At 36.5% G+C, this 19,131-nt stretch carries 14 protein-coding genes, 3 tRNA genes and 3 rRNA genes; 4 read left to right on the top strand and 16 right to left on the bottom strand.

Annotated elements, in window-relative coordinates:
• Nucleotides 1–42 precede the first annotated feature (42 nt).
• From MTP08_RS02805 to greA, 7 genes are all read right to left on the bottom strand, one after another.
• Nucleotides 43–116: transfer RNA gene (locus tag MTP08_RS02805), tRNA-Met, on the bottom strand.
• A 44-nt stretch (nucleotides 117–160) separates the two neighbouring features.
• Nucleotides 161–1,447, bottom strand: a complete 1,287-nt coding sequence (locus MTP08_RS02800; protein ID WP_243576957.1) for a TlpA family protein disulfide reductase — start codon at nucleotides 1,445–1,447, stop codon at nucleotides 161–163.
• Between the two features lie 61 nt (nucleotides 1,448–1,508).
• Entirely contained in the window at nucleotides 1,509–1,727 is a 219-nt protein-coding gene (locus MTP08_RS02795; RefSeq protein ID WP_243576956.1) for a signal peptidase, read from the bottom strand.
• 16 nt (nucleotides 1,728–1,743) lie between these two features.
• A complete protein-coding gene (locus MTP08_RS02790; RefSeq protein WP_243576955.1) occupies nucleotides 1,744–3,801 on the bottom strand; it encodes a T9SS type A sorting domain-containing protein in 2,058 nt (685 codons plus the stop codon).
• 70 nt (nucleotides 3,802–3,871) lie between these two features.
• Nucleotides 3,872–5,059: an ATP-dependent Clp protease ATP-binding subunit ClpX gene (gene clpX, locus MTP08_RS02785; RefSeq protein ID WP_243576954.1), complete on the bottom strand. Its 1,188-nt coding sequence runs from the start codon at nucleotides 5,057–5,059 to the stop codon at nucleotides 3,872–3,874.
• Between the two features lie 65 nt (nucleotides 5,060–5,124).
• A complete protein-coding gene (locus MTP08_RS02780) occupies nucleotides 5,125–5,514 on the bottom strand; it encodes an HIT family protein (RefSeq protein ID WP_209390408.1) in 390 nt (129 codons plus the stop codon).
• Nucleotides 5,515–5,531: 17 nt separating this feature from the next.
• On the bottom strand, nucleotides 5,532–6,002 hold the full coding sequence (gene greA / locus MTP08_RS02775) for a transcription elongation factor GreA (protein WP_209390409.1): 471 nt from the start codon (nucleotides 6,000–6,002) through the stop codon (nucleotides 5,532–5,534).
• Nucleotides 6,003–6,110: 108 nt separating this feature from the next.
• On the opposite strand from greA, the gene MTP08_RS02770 reads away from it, so the two are divergent.
• Together MTP08_RS02770 and dtd are read left to right on the top strand one after the other, a co-directional pair.
• Nucleotides 6,111–6,569 (top strand): hypothetical protein, encoded by a 459-nt coding sequence (locus MTP08_RS02770; RefSeq protein ID WP_209390410.1) that lies wholly within the window; start codon nucleotides 6,111–6,113, stop codon nucleotides 6,567–6,569.
• Entirely contained in the window at nucleotides 6,570–7,019 is a 450-nt protein-coding gene (gene dtd / locus MTP08_RS02765; RefSeq protein WP_243576953.1) for a D-aminoacyl-tRNA deacylase, read from the top strand.
• A 22-nt stretch (nucleotides 7,020–7,041) separates the two neighbouring features.
• On the opposite strand, the gene MTP08_RS02760 is transcribed toward dtd, so the two are convergent.
• The 9 genes from MTP08_RS02760 to gcvH all read right to left on the bottom strand — a co-directional run bounded on the left by MTP08_RS02760 (nucleotide 7,042) and on the right by gcvH (nucleotide 15,227).
• Nucleotides 7,042–7,425: a DUF3037 domain-containing protein gene (locus MTP08_RS02760; RefSeq protein WP_243576952.1), complete on the bottom strand. Its 384-nt coding sequence runs from the start codon at nucleotides 7,423–7,425 to the stop codon at nucleotides 7,042–7,044.
• Nucleotides 7,412–8,185, bottom strand: coding sequence for a HipA family kinase (locus MTP08_RS02755; protein WP_243576951.1), 774 nt, complete (start codon nucleotides 8,183–8,185; stop codon nucleotides 7,412–7,414). The genes MTP08_RS02760 and MTP08_RS02755 overlap by 14 nt, the downstream gene beginning before the upstream one ends.
• A 427-nt stretch (nucleotides 8,186–8,612) precedes the next feature.
• A 5S ribosomal RNA gene (rrf, locus tag MTP08_RS02750) occupies nucleotides 8,613–8,720 on the bottom strand.
• Nucleotides 8,721–8,878: 158 nt separating this feature from the next.
• A 23S ribosomal RNA gene (locus MTP08_RS02745) occupies nucleotides 8,879–11,633 on the bottom strand.
• A 203-nt stretch (nucleotides 11,634–11,836) separates the two neighbouring features.
• Nucleotides 11,837–11,910: transfer RNA gene (locus tag MTP08_RS02740), tRNA-Ala, on the bottom strand.
• An 87-nt stretch (nucleotides 11,911–11,997) separates the two neighbouring features.
• Nucleotides 11,998–12,071 (bottom strand) — tRNA-Ile (locus MTP08_RS02735).
• A gap of 286 nt (nucleotides 12,072–12,357) precedes the next feature.
• Nucleotides 12,358–13,874: ribosomal RNA gene (locus tag MTP08_RS02730) — 16S ribosomal RNA — on the bottom strand.
• Together the 16S, 23S and 5S rRNA genes with 2 tRNA genes alongside form the textbook arrangement of a ribosomal RNA operon.
• A 617-nt stretch (nucleotides 13,875–14,491) precedes the next feature.
• Complete coding sequence (locus MTP08_RS02725; protein ID WP_243576950.1) at nucleotides 14,492–14,794, bottom strand: VanZ family protein; 303 nt, start codon at nucleotides 14,792–14,794, stop codon at nucleotides 14,492–14,494.
• Between the two features lie 55 nt (nucleotides 14,795–14,849).
• Nucleotides 14,850–15,227, bottom strand: coding sequence for a glycine cleavage system protein GcvH (gene gcvH, locus MTP08_RS02720; protein ID WP_209389894.1), 378 nt, complete (start codon nucleotides 15,225–15,227; stop codon nucleotides 14,850–14,852).
• A gap of 163 nt (nucleotides 15,228–15,390) precedes the next feature.
• On the opposite strand from gcvH, the gene MTP08_RS02715 reads away from it, so the two are divergent.
• Entirely contained in the window at nucleotides 15,391–17,043 is a 1,653-nt protein-coding gene (locus MTP08_RS02715) for a peptide MFS transporter (protein ID WP_243576949.1), read from the top strand.
• 131 nt (nucleotides 17,044–17,174) lie between these two features.
• Entirely contained in the window at nucleotides 17,175–19,067 is a 1,893-nt protein-coding gene (locus MTP08_RS02710) for a peptide MFS transporter (protein WP_243576948.1), read from the top strand.
• Nucleotides 19,068–19,131: the final 64 nt, after the last annotated feature.

Raw genomic sequence — 19,131 nt, 5'->3', positions numbered from 1 at the left:
AAATCCGTAAAAATGTTCGACAAACATCTTACGGATTTTTTGTAGCGAAGACGGGAATTGAACCCGTGACCTCAGGGTTATGAATCCTGCGCTCTAACCAACTGAGCTACCTCGCCGTTTTGGTGGTGCAAATATAGAAAATATTTACAATTCTCCAAAATTATTTTAGTTTAAAATATTCCAAAACATCCCCTACATGGTCTGGCTTACTGATAATCTTATTGTTAGCATCCAAAATAAAATAAGTAGGCGTTGCATGAATATTATATTTATCTGCAAAAGAACTATTCCAGCCTCTTAATTCGGAATCGTTAATCCATGGAAATGCTGCAATCTTAGAAGTATAAGAATTTTTATCCGAATCTAGAGACAGACCAATAACCTGGATATTTTTAGCCTGCAATTCTTTATATTTATTTAAAAGTTGTGGCAATTCATTTTCGCAATGGGAACATGTTGAAGACCAAAAAACGATTACTTTCTTATCTGCTTTTACATCAGCAATAGTTTTCGCTTTAGTATTTACAGGCGAATGAAATGTATAATTGGGAAAAACAGCTCCAAGATCTGTATCTGTATTCGACTTTATGGTAGAAGCCAACCGGTCATTAATTGTACATTTTAAGTTTTTAGCCTGACTTAAATATTTATTTTTAAGTTCTGCCATATCATAAGCATCAAAAATATCTATAAGCTCCGATAAAACGGTCTGTCCTCTTGGCGTTTCGATATTTAATTTATTGATTAGCTGATCTACTGAAGAATTAATATTACTATTACCTCCTACATTAAGATAAGACACAAGAATCGGTCTTAATAATGAAGATGTTTCTAAAAGATCATTCGATTTATCAATAAAATTGATGATTTCTTCCTGACTATTTTTTTTAGAAGAATTATTAGATAAAAATTTATTATAGTTAGTATTATAATAATAAACAAACGGATGTTTTGCCTGATCTAAATCTGCACTTTCACCAGACAGTTTACCCATTTCAGATATCAAAGCTTTTCCAAAATCTGTATTATCTTTATAATATTCTTTAATCTGAACCAATGCCGGAAGAATAAGCTCTTTTTTCTGAGAATTTTCTTGTATGCTATTCATTAAAGCATTCGCGTCATCTTTGTATAAAATATTTTGAATCTTGTTATCCTTAGTTTCAATTTTAATATTTACATCTTTATTCTCAGAGATAAATGTTACGGTATTATTGGTGTCCGGAAAATACACTTTCATCATCCCAATATAATTCTTAGGATATTTAAACAGCCAAGAATTATTTTTAGATTTTTCTTTTGTAACTATAATATCTTTAGATCCGTTTAATGTATATAAAACGGCTTCTTTTTCGATGAAATTTTGTGGAGTTTCAATACTTACAGAAAACTGTGCATTAATAGTGGCAACAACCAATAAACCTGGTAATAGAAATATTCTTTTCATAGTGTAAAAATAAAAAAAGTCTCCGACTAATCGGAGACTTTAAAAATATTTTAATATAATTTTATATTTTTTGAGTTTTGTATTTTTTAGCAACAAAAGCAATAATTAAAAATGCAACAATCGCTAAAACATATACATACATATCGATGGGAGTTGCAGCAGACCCTGGCGTTACTCCTCCCACCCCGCCTTTTCCTGGTGTTGTACATGTAGGACATGGGGGACCAGAAAACACCAGTAGGAAACAATTTATAAAAAGGAGAACAAAAATTTTTTTCATATTTTTCATTGTGTTTTTACTTTATAATCTTAGAGGTTACTTTTTCGCCTTTTTCTGAGACAACGGTAACGATATAAGAAATTTTTACATCTTGTGCTAGATCTAAATTATAATCTTTATTAGCATTTACATCTTTTTTAGATAATACTAATTTTCCACTCATATCAAAAACCTGAATATCAGCTTTTTTCCAGTTTGGATCGAATCTAACAAAATAACCATTTGTATCTGCGTTATATACCACTAAAGTTCTGCTCTTTTTACTAACATCTGTAGTATTAAGAGTACCTGTAGGAAGACCGTAATACAGATCATATTCTACACCATTAGAATTTCCGGGCTGAACAGAAATTACTTGATCTTGCAATGCCTGACTTGCAGTGGTTGCCCCTTCTGCTTTATAATAGAATCCTTCTCCTGAAGATAAGGCATGACTACCTGTAGGAATCGTCGCCGCATTTTCTCTAATCTCGAACTTAAATGATACAATATTAGGATTATAATTTACCAATTTAATATTCTTTCCTTTGAAATTTGCTTCATTAGCTTCATTTATATAAAGCCAATAACTCACATTAGACAAATCATAACCGCCATTAATAGCATCTTCTTCAAAAGTACCAAAAGAATAACCACCACCTACAGTAACCTGCACTGTAGGAGCATTTGTATGACCAGAAACTGTGGTTGGGGATACAACATAGTATGTTCTTTCGATTTCTTTTCCGTTAGCATCTAAACCAATTACTCCTAATTGCTTAAGTGTATTAGTAACATTTTTTGCTGCTGTAACTGTATAAGGTGTTGCTGCAGCTCTAGAATAGTAATTAAATCTTCTTAATTTACCAAAATCTAAAGTAGCCGTTGGAGAATCTTTTTTCATTTTTACCGCAAATGTACCCATTGGTCTTACCATTGCATAATTTACATCTCCAGCTGGTTGATAACCTGCAGAGCTATCACCAAAAGTGATATATTTATATGAAGAAGATCCACCTCCCGAAAGTGCGGAATATTGTACCCCTTGTACTTCTAATCTCACTCCATAAATACCGTCTAAATAAGTTCCGTCACCATTAGTTTCATTATTTGCAATTTGAGACAAATCTAAGTTTGTCATGTAAGGATTACCAAACTGGTAGATATTTTTTCCAAAATTACCTGTCCATACCCCCGCACTTTCGTTAAAAGAATCCTGTATATAGCTGTTGTATCTCTCGTTGTAACTATTAATTCCATTACCATTATTTCCAAAATTAGCCAACGAACCACCAGCGTTCGTAATTATGGTATAAGCAGTATTAGAGGTACTACCATTTAAATAAGTAGCAACTGGAACACCAGATAATGTTCTGGTAACTGTAGAGACATTCAAATTCAGTCCACCAAAAATATAATATGCCGTTGGAGTAACTATTAAATCAGCAGCACAAGAAGTACAAGTGGTAGCATCAGTCTGAAGAACCTTTTGAAACACAGATGAATCATTACTCCAAATAAGAATTTCATTTTTAGATCTTCTATTTTCATTGAATGTTTTACCAAGAGCAATTTGTGCAGGAGTAGGATTAGATGCAGTAGATTGATTAAAAGTTGAAAACACTTTATTAGAGAAAGGAAGACCCATCTGCTGATAATCTCCATGACTATTTTGTCTGAACTCTATATCTACAGCACCAGTGATTTTATCTTGATTAAAACCATCTATATAAAACTGCCCATAAGTATATTTAGGAACTGAAGTTGATTTATTTTCATTTACTTCACCATATTCATTGGGTTCATTTAATTTATTTACAAAAGAACCAGCTATACCTCCCACAACAGGATTACCCGAAGAGTTTAAATTTCTATATACATCGTCCCCAGAATTAGAACGAACCATCATAAAATTACCATGGTTCTCAATACTTCCTCCAGAAACAATTTCCATACCTCCTCCATTATAAACAAGAGTTCCCTTGCTTATATACATTTTAGCTGTACCATCTAAGTGAGTTAGTATTGTGGCAGTCTGTGCCTGCATAGAAATGCCAATAGCCAATAGAGATAACGTTATTAAATTTTTTTTCATTGTATCATAGTTTTGTGTTGTACAATTTTCCGTGCAAAGATAATACTTTTTTCTAAAAAACACCCTAAATTTACTTATTAATCAGAATATTATCTCTCTTTAGTACAATCTCATGCTGTTCACCTACTGTAAACATATAATCTTCCAAAACCTTTTCAGTAGTTCCTCTCAATCCTCTTGCTCCTAAACCTTTTTCCATTGTTTCTTCCACAATTGTTTCTATGGCGTCATCTGTAAAAACCAACTTAGTCCCATCCATCTTGAACAACTCTACAAATTGATTTACAATAGAATTTTTAGGCTCTTTCATAATTCTTATCATGGTTTCTTTGGTGAGTTTTTCCAGATATGTAATAATTGGAAATCTACCTAATAACTCAGGAATTAGCCCAAAAGATCTTAAATCTATAGCATTAAGATTCTTAAGAACATATTCATCTTCATCAACTTTATTGATTTTTTCTGAACTGAAACCAATTGCCTGTTTATTCAGTCTTCTTTCGATAATTTCTTTTATCCCATCGAAAGCACCTCCCGCAATAAACAATATATTTTGGGTATTTACCTGAATATACTTCTGATCTGGGTGTTTTCTTCCTCCTTGTGGCGGAACATTTACAATACTCCCTTCTAAAAGCTTCAGTAATCCTTGTTGCACTCCTTCACCGGAAACATCTCTTGTAATACTCGGGTTGTCTGATTTTCTTGCAATTTTATCAATCTCATCAATAAAAACAATTCCCTTTTCGGCCTTTTCTACATCATAATCTGCAACCATTAAAAGTCGGGACAAAATACTTTCCACATCTTCTCCTACATATCCTGCTTCTGTAAGAATGGTAGCATCTACGATACAAAAAGGGACATTCAGTTCTCTTGCAATAGTTTTAGCCAAAAGGGTTTTCCCGGTTCCGGTTTCACCAATCATGATGATATTGGATTTTTCCAGTTCTACCTCTCTGTTTTCACTTTTTGCATGCAGCAACCTTTTATAATGATTGTAAACAGCAATCGAAAGCTGTTTTTTTGCCTGATCTTGCCCTATTACATACAGATCAAGAAACTCTTTTATTTCCTTTGGCTTTTTTAGCTCATCAATACTTTCTGCAGGAGAAAATCCTCCGTTTGAAGAATTATCTTTTACAATTGCATGAGCCTGTTCTATGCAGTTTTCACAAATAAAACCATTCTGTCCGGAGATCAGCATCTGTACTTCACTTCTTTTTTTTCCGCAGAAAGAGCATTGGTTTGGATTCATTTTAATTAAATATATTAGTAAAGAAAATCGTAAAAAATTTCTTTTTTACGACTTTTATTTTAATGTTAGGAATTTATAATTAACTGTTGTATTTCAGAATATTCTTCAGGAGACAGTTTTAATCGCTCATTTTTGAAATTCATGTCTTCTACTGTATTTAGCGGAATAAGATGTATGTGTGCATGAGGAACTTCTAAACCGACAACCGCAACTCCAACTCTTACACATGGAATGGCATTTTTTACTTTTTTCGCAATTTCCTGAGCAAAAGACCAAAGGTTTTTGTACTCTTCAGATTCAAGATCAAAAATAAGATCGACTTCTTTTTTAGGAATTACCAAAGTATGACCTTTTACCAAAGGCATTGCATCCAAAAATGCGATAAAGTTTTCATTTTCTGCTATTTTATAAGCAGGTATTTCTCCATTGATGATTTTAGTAAAAACTGAACTCATTTTTTTTGAAATTAAAGTTACAAAGTTATGTCTAAAATTTCAAAAGACAATTTATTTCCGTTAGGAAGTACAATTTCCGCAGTTTCTCCAATTGCTTTACCCAATAATCCTTTTGCAATAGGAGTATTTACAGAAATTTTACCACTTTTTAAGTCGCTTTCATTATCAGGAACCAATTTGAAAACCTGTTCTTTTTTTGTATCGTTGTTCATGAGTTTCACAGTGGTAAGAATAGAAACTTTAGAAGTATCCAGCTGGCTTTCATCTATAATTTTAGAAGTAGAGATTACATCTTTCAATTTTGATATTCTCATTTCCAGCATTCCCTGAGCTTCTTTAGCGGCGTCATACTCAGCATTTTCAGATAAATCTCCTTTATCTCTCGCCTCCGCAATCTGCTGAGTAATCTTAGGTCTTTCGATAGTTTCCAACTGCTCCAGTTCAGCTTTCATTTTATCCAATCCTTCCTTTGTTACGTAGCTTGCCATAATTTTAAAATTTTGTTTTAGTATAAAAAAATTATCCGACATTTGTCGGACAATGTTTTTGCTTGTTAATCGTTATTATTTTACAAATATATAAAATTTTATATTCAAATGAAAAAAACTTTTTCAGCAGTATCCTTTTTCATATTACTGACAGTCAGCTTTTTAAATATAAACTCATGCAGTAATAGGGAGGATACAGTAAGCTGCTTTCCTAAAACCCCGATTAATGTTAGTTTAAATCTAAATCTTGCCGCGTATAATAATCTCAATTATATTAATGGCTGGATTTATGTAAACGAACAACAGTCCGGAACAAGAGGTCTTATTGTAGTGAGAACCGGAGATAATCCTGCAACTTTTAAGGTATACGACCGAAATGCACCACATATTTGTCCCGATAATAACACGACTTTAGAAGTAAAAGATAATATCAGTATCGTGTGTCCTAAAGACAATGCCACTTGGATTCTCTTAACCGGAAATCCTACTTCTGGATCTTCTCTTCCTCCCAAAACTTATTTTTACAATTATGATGCATCAACCAAAAATTTAAACTTATATAATTAAATGAGAGTCGTTATACAAAGAGTTTCTGAAGCCAGTGTAAAAGTAGACGGAATTATTGTAGGAGAAATAAAACATGGTCTAATGCTGCTTGTTGGAGTGGAAGAAAATGACCAAGAAACGGATGCAGAATGGTTGGTACAAAAAATTTTAAATCTGAGAATATTTGGTGATGAAAATGAGAAACTGAATTTATCGGTTACAGATATTAAGGGAGAAATTTTGTGTATAAGCCAATTCACTTTAATTGCAGATTATAAAAAAGGTAACCGTCCTTCTTTTATAAAAGCCGCAAAACCAGAAAAAGCAATCCCTCTTTTTGATTTTTTTAAAGATGAACTCAAAAAATCCGATCTAAAAATTGATAGTGGAATATTTGGAGCAGACATGAAAGTTTCTTTACTAAATGATGGTCCTGTTACCATTTTAATGGACTCACAAACAAAAACATAAAGAATATGGAGACTAATAAAAATTATAATACCAATTCCTGAAAAAGTTTTGAAAAAGTTTGTTCGAGATCTTTAGATTTTCCCGGATGCGGTCTAGAAGTTTGAATAACAGAACTGCGTACAGCTGTTAACCATCTAAAGCGTTCGGGAATGTCTAATAATGCGATGGGTCCGCCTTCTTTGTCACCCTTGGAAATTTTCTCAAAACTAACAAGATTTTCTATTACATCTCTGTAATCCAATTTACTATGCATGAACTTGAATTTATTTTCACATAAATGAAATTTAAATCTGATAAATTTTTCTTTTTTTGAAAATAAAATAAGTCCTACATTGAAAAATTCTTCTCTCTCAACCTTAGGAACTAAACGTATTACAGCATACTCGTAAATTTTATAGTCTTGCATTTTTCGCTTCGTTTAAAAAAATTGGTGAGTTTAGTAATCTTGTTTTCATGAAATTAAAATAGATTTCACGAATTTCATCAGGACTTTCTTCAGCGTCATTCCATTGCAGCCATTCTAAAGGAATCATATTTACGATATCTCTAAAAACCTGATCATTTAATATATTATGAGCAAACAAATCAGCTTCATTCAGCATTGATGCCTGTGGAAGAAGTACGTGGTCTTTTATATATTTGAAAGGAGTTTTAGCAGCAGTATCAAAATTCTGCCAGGAATGATGAAAATAAAATGAAGCTCCATTATCAATAACCCAAAGCTCTTTGTGCCACATTAGAAGATTTGTATTCTTAAAAGTTCGATCTATATTAGTAATAAAAGCATCGAGCCATACGATTTTAGATGCTAATAAAGGATCAATTTTTACACTCGGATCATACGCAATTGCACCAGACAAATAATGAAGTCCTAAATTGAGCCCTTCAGAAAATTTCAATAAATCCTGTATCTCTTCATCTGCCTCTGTTCTTCCAAAATCAGCATCCAAATTCACAAAAACAATTTCAGGAATGGGAAGTTGAAGTGCTTCAGCTATTTTACCTCCCAAAAGTTCAGAAATAAGCATTTTAACACCATGTCCAGCGCCGCGAAATTTCAATACGTACTTAAAATCATCATCTGCATCGGCCAATGCTGGAAGCGAACCTCCTTCCCTTAGAGGTAAGATATATCGAACAACCGTAACAGTACGCATATTTCTCATTTTAAAATTATTAAATTAATAAGAATTTATTATTCATCGAAGAATTAAAATTTTAACAAAAATAATATTAATAAACTTAATATCATAGTTTATGCAATTTGCGAATAGCAATACTTTTATAGATAATAAGTAATGAGTAGAATTGGATAATATTGTTGATTCCGTAGGTATTTCATTTAGTATTAAATTGTGATTTAACGTTAGTTAATAAAAAAGAATATGTTTCTGTATTTGAATTAAGATTAAACCACTCAAATATATAATTGTCAATTCAATATATTTTCAGTGTTTAATGAATGCGTTTAAGAGTAATCTTTTAGGATTTGGATTGATATTATGATTGGATTAGGATTTCAATTAAAATAGAATAGAATAGAATAAAATACAATAAAAAAACCTCATACATTTGTGTATGAGGTTTGAAAAAAACTGGCGGCGACCTACTCTCCCGCTTTCGCAGTACCATCGGCGCTAGAGGGCTTAACTTCTGTGTTCGGAATGGGAACAGGTGAGCCCCTCTGCTAAAACCACCCTAAATAAGGTATATAGATTTCAGAGGTTAGATATTAGATTTCAGACTAACTAAAGTCTTGTATCTGATGTCTTATATCTGACATCTTTTTATCGGTAAATTTCATCACAAAGGCAAAACCAGTGTCGCACTTATAAGGCTTGATTTAATGTAAACTTATAGGCTATAAATCTACGGGTAATTAGTACTACTCGGCTATGCTGTTACCAACTTTACACCTGTAGCCTATCAACGTGGTCATCTCCCACGACCCTTAAAAGATGTCTCATCTTGAGGCGAGTTTCGCACTTATATGCTTTCAGTGCTTATCTCTTCCAAACATAGCTACTCAGCGGTGCACCTGGCGGTACAACTGATACACCAGAGGTTTGTTCAAATCGGTCCTCTCGTACTAGATTCAAGCCCTCTCAAACATCTAACGCCCGCAATAGATAGAGACCGAACTGTCTCACGACGTTCTGAACCCAGCTCGCGTGCCACTTTAATGGGCGAACAGCCCAACCCTTGGGACCTTCTCCAGCCCCAGGATGTGACGAGCCGACATCGAGGTGCCGAACCTCCCCGTCGATGTGAGCTCTTGGGGGAGACTAGCCTGTTATCCCCGGAGTACCTTTTATCCTATGAGCGATGGCCCTTCCATACGGAACCACCGGATCACTATGTCCTGCTTTCGCACCTGATCGACTTGTTGGTCTCACAGTCAAGCACCCTTATGCCATTACACTCTACGCACGGTTACCAAGCGTGCTGAGGGTACCTTTGAAAGCCTCCGTTACTCTTTTGGAGGCGACCACCCCAGTCAAACTACCCACCACGCAATGTCCTTCTAAAAGAAGTTAGGCTCCAAGTAAGTAAAGGGTGGTATTTCAACGTTGGCTCCACAAACACTAGCGTGCCTGCTTCAAAGCCTCCCACCTATCCTACACATTACTTACTCAAAGTCAATACGAAGTTATAGTAAAGGTTCACAGGGTCTTTTCGTCCCATTGCGGGTAATCGGCATCTTCACCGATACTACAATTTCACCGAGCTCGTGGCTGAGACAGTGCCCAGATCGTTACACCATTCGTGCAGGTCGGAACTTACCCGACAAGGAATTTCGCTACCTTAGGACCGTTATAGTTACGGCCGCCGTTTACTGGGGCTTCAGTCAAACGCTTCGCTTACGCTAACGCCCTTCCTTAACCTTCCAGCACCGGGCAGGTGTCAGACCCTATACAGCATCTTTCGATTTAGCAGAGTCCTGTGTTTTTGATAAACAGTCGCCTGGGCCTCTTCACTGCGGCCACCATTGCTGATGGCGTCTCTTCTTCCGAAGTTACGAGACTATTTTGCCTAGTTCCTTAGCCACGACTCACTCGAGCACCTTAGGATTCTCTCCTCGACTACCTGTGTCGGTTTTGGTACGGGTTGCTTCACTTCGGCTTTTCTTGGAAGCACTTTCCCTACAGCAACTTCGCCCGAAGGCTAGGTCTTGACTATTCCGTCAGTCTTCAGTAAGTACGGCACTCCGTCCCCTTTTTAGTGTGAGCAAGTATGGGAATATTAACCCATTGTCCATCCACTTCCCCTTTCGGGTGCGCGTTAGGTCCCGACTAACCCTCAGCTGATTAGCATGGCTGAGGAAACCTTAGTCTTTCGGTGAGGGGGTTTCTCGCCCCCTTTATCGTTACTTATGCCTACATTTTCTTTTCTGTCCGCTCCACAATACCTCACGATACTGCTTCGGCGCAAACAGAATGCTCCCCTACCAGATATAATAAATTATAAATCCATAGCTTCGGTAATATGCTTATGCCCGATTATTATCCATGCCGAACCGCTCGACTAGTGAGCTGTTACGCACTCTTTAAATGAATGGCTGCTTCCAAGCCAACATCCTAGCTGTCAATGCAGTTCAACCGCGTTGCTTCAACTTAGCATATATTTGGGGACCTTAGCTGTTGGTCTGGGTTCTTTCCCTCTCGGACATGGACCTTAGCACCCATGCCCTCACTGCCGCAGAACATTTATTAGCATTCGGAGTTTGTCAGGAATTGGTAGGCGATGAAACCCCCGCATCCAATCAGTAGCTCTACCTCTAATAAACTCATTTGCGACGCTGCACCTAAATGCATTTCGGGGAGTACGAGCTATCTCCCAGTTTGATTGGCCTTTCACCCCTACCCACAGGTCATCCGAAGACTTTTCAACGTCAACCGGTTCGGTCCTCCACTTTGTGTTACCAAAGCTTCAACCTGCCCATGGGTAGATCACAAGGTTTCGCGTCTAATCCTACTAACTCAGCGCCCTATTCAGACTCGCTTTCGCTCCGGCTCCGGACCTGAAGTCCTTAACCTCGCTAGTAAAATTAACTCGTAGGCTCATTATGCAAAAGGCACGCCGTCACACCCTATTGGTGCTCCGACCGCTTGTAGGCGTACGGTTTCAGGTTCTATTTCACCCTTCTATTCGAAGTGCTTTTCACCTTTCCTTCACAGTACTTGTTCACTATCGGTCTTTCAGGAGTATTTAGCCTTGGAGGATGGTCCCCCCATATTCAGACAGGATTTCACGTGTCCCGCCATACTCATTTATCATCTATATATACCTTTCGAATACCGGGCTATCACCGTCTACGGCCGCACTTTCCAGTACGTTCTTCTAAATATATAAAGACTTTTGGGCTAATCCGCTTTCGCTCGCCACTACTTACGGAATCTCTTCGATTTCTTTTCCTCCGGGTACTTAGATGTTTCAGTTCTCCGGGTTTGCTCCTCTTACGAGGTAATACATCTTCAATGTATTGGGTTGCCCCATTCGGACATCTCGGGATCTATTCGTGTGTGCCAATCCCCCGAGCTTTTCGCAGCTTACCACGTCCTTCGTCGCCTCTGAAAGCCTAGGCATCCGCCATACGCCCTTAACGATTTCTTTCCTATTTTTAGGTTACTCAAGCACTTATAAGTGCTCGGTTTTCTCTTTGTGATGTCTTTACCGTTAATGTCAATGATCTTATTTTCTTGTACTTAAATAATCAAGTAAAATGTTCTAATGACGGCTCCGTCACTATGTAGTATACATTTCCTTTTATTACCCTCATACATTATACTCTGTACTTTCGTACTTCGTACAATCCGTGGAGAATAAGGGAGTCGAACCCTTGACCTCCTGCGTGCAAGGCAGGCGCTCTAGCCAGCTGAGCTAATTCCCCGCTAGTAGACTTCAGATGTCAGATTACAGACTTTAGACTTTTTTGTCTGATGTCTCTTATCTGATGTCTTCCCGTCTTTTCAATTAGTAGTCTCGGGCAGGCTCGAACTGCCGACCTCTACATTATCAGTGTAGCGCTCTAACCAGCTGAGCTACGAGACTTCATTTAGATTTGAGATAATAGATTTCAGATACAAGACCATTAAGTCTATCTTCTTTTATCTACCATCTTTTGTCTCTCTCCCTATACTAATTTCTAGTGGGTTTTGTATTTTATAATTGATAATCGATGTTGGATGAGTGATTAAGCATCTCTGCTATTATTAATCAATGATCTTTCATCATTTATCTTTTATATATGACAACCAAATAAAAACTAAAGCTTGAACTTTAAGTAAGTTTTTTTTGTACTTGCGTACTTGTTTGTTTAACGTTCTTCAACGCTCTAAAATGAGATGTTCCAGCCGCACCTTCCGGTACGGCTACCTTGTTACGACTTAGCCCTAGTTACCTGTTTTACCCTAGGCAGCTCCTTTTACGGTCACCGACTTCAGGTACCCCAGACTTCCATGGCTTGACGGGCGGTGTGTACAAGGCCCGGGAACGTATTCACCGCGCCATGGCTGATGCGCGATTACTAGCGATTCCAGCTTCATAGAGTCGAGTTGCAGACTCCAATCCGAACTGAGACCGGCTTTCGAGATTCGCATCCAATCACTTGGTAGCTGCCCTCTGTACCGGCCATTGTATTACGTGTGTGGCCCAAGGCGTAAGGGCCGTGATGATTTGACGTCATCCCCACCTTCCTCTCTACTTGCGTAGGCAGTCTCACTAGAGTCCCCAACTGAATGATGGCAACTAGTGACAGGGGTTGCGCTCGTTGCAGGACTTAACCTAACACCTCACGGCACGAGCTGACGACAACCATGCAGCACCTTGAAAATTGTCCGAAGAAAAGTCTATTTCTAAACCTGTCAATTCCCATTTAAGCCTTGGTAAGGTTCCTCGCGTATCATCGAATTAAACCACATAATCCACCGCTTGTGCGGGCCCCCGTCAATTCCTTTGAGTTTCATTCTTGCGAACGTACTCCCCAGGTGGCTAACTTATCACTTTCGCTTAGTCTCTGAACCATAAAGCCCAAAAACGAGTTAGCATCGTTTACGGCGTGGACTACCAGGGTATCTAATCCTGTTCGCTCCCCACGCTTTCGTCCATCAGCGTCAGTTAAAACATAGTGACCTGCCTTCGCAATTGGTGTTCTAAGTAATATCTATGCATTTCACCGCTACACTACTTATTCCAGCCACTTCTACTTTACTCAAGACCTGCAGTATCAATGGCAGTTTCACAGTTAAGCTGTGAGATTTCACCACTGACTTACAGATCCGCCTACGGACCCTTTAAACCCAATAAATCCGGATAACGCTTGCACCCTCCGTATTACCGCGGCTGCTGGCACGGAGTTAGCCGGTGCTTATTCGTACAGTACCTTCAGCTATTTACACGTAAATAGGTTTATCCCTGTACAAAAGAAGTTTACAACCCATAGGGCAGTCGTCCTTCACGCGGGATGGCTGGATCAGGCTCCCACCCATTGTCCAATATTCCTCACTGCTGCCTCCCGTAGGAGTCTGGTCCGTGTCTCAGTACCAGTGTGGGGGATCACCCTCTCAGGCCCCCTAAAGATCATCGACTTGGTGAGCCGTTACCTCACCAACTATCTAATCTTGCGCGTGCCCATCTCTATCCACCGGAGTTTTCAATATCAAATGATGCCATCTAATATATTATGGGGTATTAATCTTCCTTTCGAAAGGCTATCCCCCTGATAAAGGCAGGTTGCACACGTGTTCCGCACCCGTACGCCGCTCTCTCATTTCCGAAGAAACAATACCGCTCGGCTTGCATGTGTTAGGCCTCCCGCTAGCGTTCATCCTGAGCCAGGATCAAACTCTCCATTGTATGTTTGTCTGACTCACTCAAAGTTTTTTAACGCTTTAGTTTTTCCTTACTTGGTTGTTATATTGTATGTCAATGATCTTTTTTTCTTCCGCTTTTTAACGTAGCAATCTCTCTGTCAGTGTCGCTCCGTATTTGCGAGTGCAAAAGTAATAACTTATTTTTTAATGACCAAATGTTTTTGAAGAAAATTTAAAGTTTTTTTTAATTAACCCTAACTCCCAAACACCCCTATCAATAACGCTCCTACTCTCCCCTAATCGGGACTGCAAAGATAATAACTATTTTTAAAACCACAATCCCTTTTTTAAAAAAAATTAAAGTTTTTTTCGTTACCTCTTTTAAAGCTATTTATCAATTACTCTCCTGCGCTACCTACTTAACTTCCGTTTTTCGGTGCCGCAAAGATAGATATTCATACAAACACAAAACAAATTAATTTAACATAAAATTTACCATCACGTAACATTAACAGCATAACAGCATGGAGATCAGCCACTATTTTTTTTAAGCTTTGTTTGATTTTTTATTCTAAAGCTAGAAATGTATCATCGTTTGTCTAAATAAATGCCCCACAAATAAAGCTAATCACATAAAAATACCTCCAAATGGAGGTAGATTTAATGAGAGAAAAACTTCTTTATAAACAATCGATATGTATAGTATCCTAATAAGCAACCTGCAACATCTGCAATAATATCCAGAGCTTCCATAGATCGCCCAAGTTTCATTTCTTCTTGTAAAATCTCTGTTAGAAAGGCGTAAATAAGAATAATCTGAAAAAAATAAGAAAATTTTAATCTAGGAAATGATGCAATAAGGCAGAAACCTAATGCAGCGAAGATACTTACATGCAATACTTTGTCTATTCCCGAAAACATAAACCAATATTCATGATTTTCTTCCCCAGGACGTAAAAGCATATATGTAAGAAATGCCCAATAAATGGGCAATATCTTTTTAAATATGTTTGAAATTTTATCCAATTAATGCTTGGTATTCTTCCGCAGAAAGCAATTCTGAATGATCTGCATCTTCAGCAATTTCAAGCTTAATAATCCAACCTTCTCCATACGGATCAGAATTTAAAAGTTCCGGCTGATCTTCTAAAGCAGAATTAAATTCGGTTACTTTCCCAGAGATAGGCAAGAAAAGGTCTGATACGGTTTTAACAGCCTCAACGCTTCCAAAAACATCTCCTCCACTTATTTCGTCATCCACGGTATCAACATCTACATAAACGATATCTCCTAATTCTCCTTGTGCAAAATCTGTAATCCCGATAGTGGCAGTGTTTCCTTCTATCTTAATCCACTCATGATCTTTAGTGTACTTTAATTCTGACGGTGTATTCATTTTTAATTTTTTAATGATGACAAATTTATTCAAAATTGATATACACTCAAAGAAAATTTTAAACAAGTTTTGATCATCGCTAAATACGATTTCAATCCGGGCATTCATTTAATTTTCTTCATTTAAATTTAAAAAGCTATTTTTGAAAAAATTCAAAAAAATTATGAAAACTAAACACCCTAAAGGTTTACCCTATCTGTTTTTCACAGAAATGTGGGAACGTTTCGGATATTATCTGATCCTCGGAATTTTTGTGCTTTATATGATTGACAGTGAGAAAGGCGGATTGGCGTTTGATGATAAAAATGCGGACGACATCTTCGGAACTTTTATCGCTTTAACGTATCTAACTCCTTTTTTAGGCGGATTTTTAGCGGATAGAGTTTTAGGATATATCAAAGCAATATATATTGGAGGTTTTTTGATGGGCTTAGGCTATTTAGGAATTGGTTTGTTTAAAGAATTACCACTCTTTTATGGTTCATTAGCTTTAATTATTATAGGAAATGGGTTCTTCAAGCCTAGTATTTCTACACTTCTGGGAAATCTTTACAACGAAGAGCCTTACAAAGCAAATAAAGATGCCGGATACAATATTTTCTATATGGGAATTAACATTGGGGCATTTGTATGCAATATTATTGCTGCATTTATGCGTAATAAATATGGATGGGGTCCTGCGTTTATGACTGCCGGAGTAGGAATGTTCGTAGGTTTGTTGATTTTTACAATTGGAAAAAAACATATTATACAGGCAAATATTTTAAAACCTGCACAAGAAGGAGGTACCAAAATTTCTGATATCTTGGTAAAAGTATTTTTACCCGCTATTATTTTCGGACTAATAGGATGGTTCATTCCGAAAAATATTTTTGGAAGCGACAGCACAGATGCTTTTATTTTCGCCTGTATTCCGGTTATATACTTTTATGTAATGCTCTACGTAAAGGCAAATGCCGAAGACAAAAAACCTATCGGTGCTCTTCTAGCCATTTTTGCAGTAAGTTTAATGTTTTGGGCTGTTTTTAAACAAAACGGAACCGCTTTAACCCGCTGGGCAAACTATTATACAGACAGAACAGTTCCCAAAGCGGTAGAAAAGCCTTTAGAAGCAATTTATTTGGTTGACAAAAAAGATTACCAAAACAAAGAAGTTTCTGTTTACGACCACCAATATCAGGTGAAAAAAGATGCAAATGGTAAAGCCTTGAAAGAACAAGGAAAAGATATTTATTTTAGAAATGTTTCTGAATCTGAAAAAGCAAAATTAGAAGTAGATCCTTCGCAAACAGTTCATCTTTACAATACGGAATTATTCCAATCCATCAATCCGGGTTGGGTGATTCTTCTAACGCCGGTTGTTGTTGCTTTTTTTATGATGCTTAGAAGAAAAGGCAAAGAACCAAGCACTCCCTCAAAAATTGTATTGGGATTATTCATTTCTGCGTTATCTTGTCTAGTAATGGTAGGAGCTGTGTATGCAGGACAAAATGGTTTTATAAAAGTTTCAGCTTTATGGCTTGTAGCCGCTTACGGAGTAATAACTGTAGGAGAACTTTGCCTTTCGCCAATGGGATTGTCTTTGGTTTCTAAACTTTCTCCTCCAAGAATTACCGCTTTAATGATGGGAGGATTTTTTCTTTCTACTTCAATCGGAAACAAACTTTCCGGAGTTTTAGCCAGCTTTTGGTATGATTATGATAACAAAGCTAATTTCTTTATCGTGAATTTTGGCTTATTACTTCTGGCAACTTTACTTGGTCTTTCGATTCTGAAACGTCTCAATAAAATAATGAAGGATAGAGAAATAAATTAAATTTTTGAAATCCGAAAACAGTAAGCCGTAGATTATTCTGCGGCTTTTTTTATTTAAAATTAAATTAAAACTTGCCAAAAACCTAAAAAAAACTATATTTGCTAGTCTTAACAAAAATTTAACAAGTATATATGGATACAGTAGTTCAGTCGAAGACCAAACACCCAAAGGGATTGTGGGTACTTTTCGGAACGGAAATGTGGGAGCGTTTCAATTTTTATGGAATGAGAGCAATCTTAACTCTGTTTATGGTAAATGCTTTGCGTTTAGGAGAATCAAATGCATCAATTATTTATGGTGGTTTTTTGGCTCTATGCTATTTAACACCACTTTTAGGAGGTTTTATTGCAGATAAATTCTTGGGAAACAGGTACTGCATTCTTTTAGGAGGTACATTGATGGCAGTTGGTCAGTTTTTACTTTTCTACAGTGCTACAATATTTGATACCGGATTAGAAACTTCAAAAATAGCATTCTGGTTAGGTTTGCTGGTTATTATTTTTGGTAACGGATTCTTCAAACCTAATATTTCTTCCATGGTGGGTAGCCTTTACCCTGCTCAAGAAAAATCAAAATTAGATTCGGCTTTTACCATTTTCTATATGGGAATTAATATTGGAGCTTTATTAAGCCAATATTTTGTACCGATTATTGCAGATGTTGTGGTAGATGGGCAAAGAGATATTTTTGTTTTCAAATGGGGATATTTAGCTGCTGGTATTGCGATGGTTTTGGGAACTCTAATATTTCTATTCTTAAAAGATAAATATGTAGTTGACCCTGAAGGTAAACCTATTGGTGGATTACCTTCAAAATCAAGAAACAAAGAAGAAGAGGGAGAAAAAGCAAAATTCTCTTCAGCATCTTTAGGTATTACAGTAGGCCTATTTGTAGTTCTTTTCTTTGTTTTCAGGTACCTACATGTAAATGAAGTTTTCTTCAGTAAATTTGAAATCGGAAGTCTGGTTAAAGGTATAATTTATCCAATCATTTATGCTTCAGGGATTTCATTAGCTATTCTTATCTTATTGGATAAAGCTTTGACGAAAATAGAAATTCAAAGAATTTTAGTAATTTATATTGTATCATTCTTTATTATTTTCTTTTGGGCAGCTTTTGAACAGGCTGGTTCTTCTTTAACCTTTATTGCTGACAATCAAACAGACAGAACATTCTTATTCGGTTGGAAAATGCCTGCTTCTATGGTTCAAATTTTCAACGGATTATTTGTGGTAATTCTAGCTGTACCTTTCAGTCTTCTATGGGATAAACTAAGAGCAAAAGGAAAAGAACCGGTTTCTCCACTGAAACAAGCTATGGGATTAGCTCTGATTGCTTTATCATATTTCATCATTGCTTACAATGTTAAAGATTTAGGAAACAACGGTCTTCTAGCAATTAAATGGTTAGTGTTACTATATTTTATTCAAACTTGTGGAGAGCTTTGTCTTTCTCCAATTGGGCTTTCTTTGGTAGGAAAGCTATCGCCAAAAAGATTTGCTTCATTGTTGTACGGTGTATTCTTTATTTCGAATGCTGCAGGCTATGCGTTAGCAGGAACTTTAGGTTCTATTTTGCCTGCAACTGGAGATAAATTTATAGCTTCCGAAAAGCAGGGTATCGATCTTCAAGCAGTTTTAGATAAAAAATATGACGTTTCAGGAAAAGAATTGTTTATCTTAGCACAATATGACCTTGCGAAGATTGATAAAGAAAAACTCGACAAAACCGGAATCAAGCTAAATGAAGCTATTGAAAAAAATAATAAAACAATAAACAAGATCAAGAAAGCAGATAAAAAAGCAGAAGTCAAGCCTGAACAATTGACTTACCTTTCTGAACCAGAATTATCAAAGCTTAAATCAGACAATATTATTACAGTAGAATATAATAGATTTGCAGGATTTACAATTCACAATCTATTTGAATTCTTCATGGTATTCGTAGTTCTTTGTGGAATTGCAGCAGTAATTCTTGCATTAATTTCACCAATTTTAAAGAAAATGATGCACGGAGTAAAATAAACTATTTTTAAAATATTAATTAAACCTCTGATTTTTTCAGAGGTTTTTTTATAAATTCGTTTGG

Origin of the sequence: Chryseobacterium oryzae (assembly GCF_022811665.1) — a bacterium.
Taxonomy (GTDB): domain Bacteria; phylum Bacteroidota; class Bacteroidia; order Flavobacteriales; family Weeksellaceae; genus Chryseobacterium; species Chryseobacterium oryzae.
Note: the sequence above shows the minus strand (reverse complement) of the source record. Positions and strands in the feature narration are given on the sequence as shown.

What these genes read in the sequence shown, in the direction of transcription:
- MTP08_RS02800 (WP_243576957.1), bottom strand. Translation starts at nt 1,447, where the DNA reads ATGAAAAGAATATTTCTATTACCAGGTTTATTGGTTGTTGCCACTATT.
- MTP08_RS02795 (WP_243576956.1), bottom strand. Translation starts at nt 1,727, where the DNA reads ATGAAAAAAATTTTTGTTCTCCTTTTTATAAATTGTTTCCTACTGGTG.
- MTP08_RS02790 (WP_243576955.1), bottom strand. Translation starts at nt 3,801, where the DNA reads ATGAAAAAAAATTTAATAACGTTATCTCTATTGGCTATTGGCATTTCT.
- clpX (WP_243576954.1), bottom strand. Translation starts at nt 5,059, where the DNA reads ATGAATCCAAACCAATGCTCTTTCTGCGGAAAAAAAAGAAGTGAAGTA.
- MTP08_RS02780 (WP_209390408.1), bottom strand. Translation starts at nt 5,514, where the DNA reads ATGAGTTCAGTTTTTACTAAAATCATCAATGGAGAAATACCTGCTTAT.
- greA (WP_209390409.1), bottom strand. Translation starts at nt 6,002, where the DNA reads ATGGCAAGCTACGTAACAAAGGAAGGATTGGATAAAATGAAAGCTGAA.
- MTP08_RS02770 (WP_209390410.1), top strand. Translation starts at nt 6,111, where the DNA reads ATGAAAAAAACTTTTTCAGCAGTATCCTTTTTCATATTACTGACAGTC.
- dtd (WP_243576953.1), top strand. Translation starts at nt 6,570, where the DNA reads ATGAGAGTCGTTATACAAAGAGTTTCTGAAGCCAGTGTAAAAGTAGAC.
- MTP08_RS02760 (WP_243576952.1), bottom strand. Translation starts at nt 7,425, where the DNA reads ATGCAAGACTATAAAATTTACGAGTATGCTGTAATACGTTTAGTTCCT.
- MTP08_RS02755 (WP_243576951.1), bottom strand. Translation starts at nt 8,185, where the DNA reads ATGAGAAATATGCGTACTGTTACGGTTGTTCGATATATCTTACCTCTA.
- MTP08_RS02725 (WP_243576950.1), bottom strand. Translation starts at nt 14,794, where the DNA reads ATGCTTTTACGTCCTGGGGAAGAAAATCATGAATATTGGTTTATGTTT.
- gcvH (WP_209389894.1), bottom strand. Translation starts at nt 15,227, where the DNA reads ATGAATACACCGTCAGAATTAAAGTACACTAAAGATCATGAGTGGATT.
- MTP08_RS02715 (WP_243576949.1), top strand. Translation starts at nt 15,391, where the DNA reads ATGAAAACTAAACACCCTAAAGGTTTACCCTATCTGTTTTTCACAGAA.
- MTP08_RS02710 (WP_243576948.1), top strand. Translation starts at nt 17,175, where the DNA reads ATGGATACAGTAGTTCAGTCGAAGACCAAACACCCAAAGGGATTGTGG.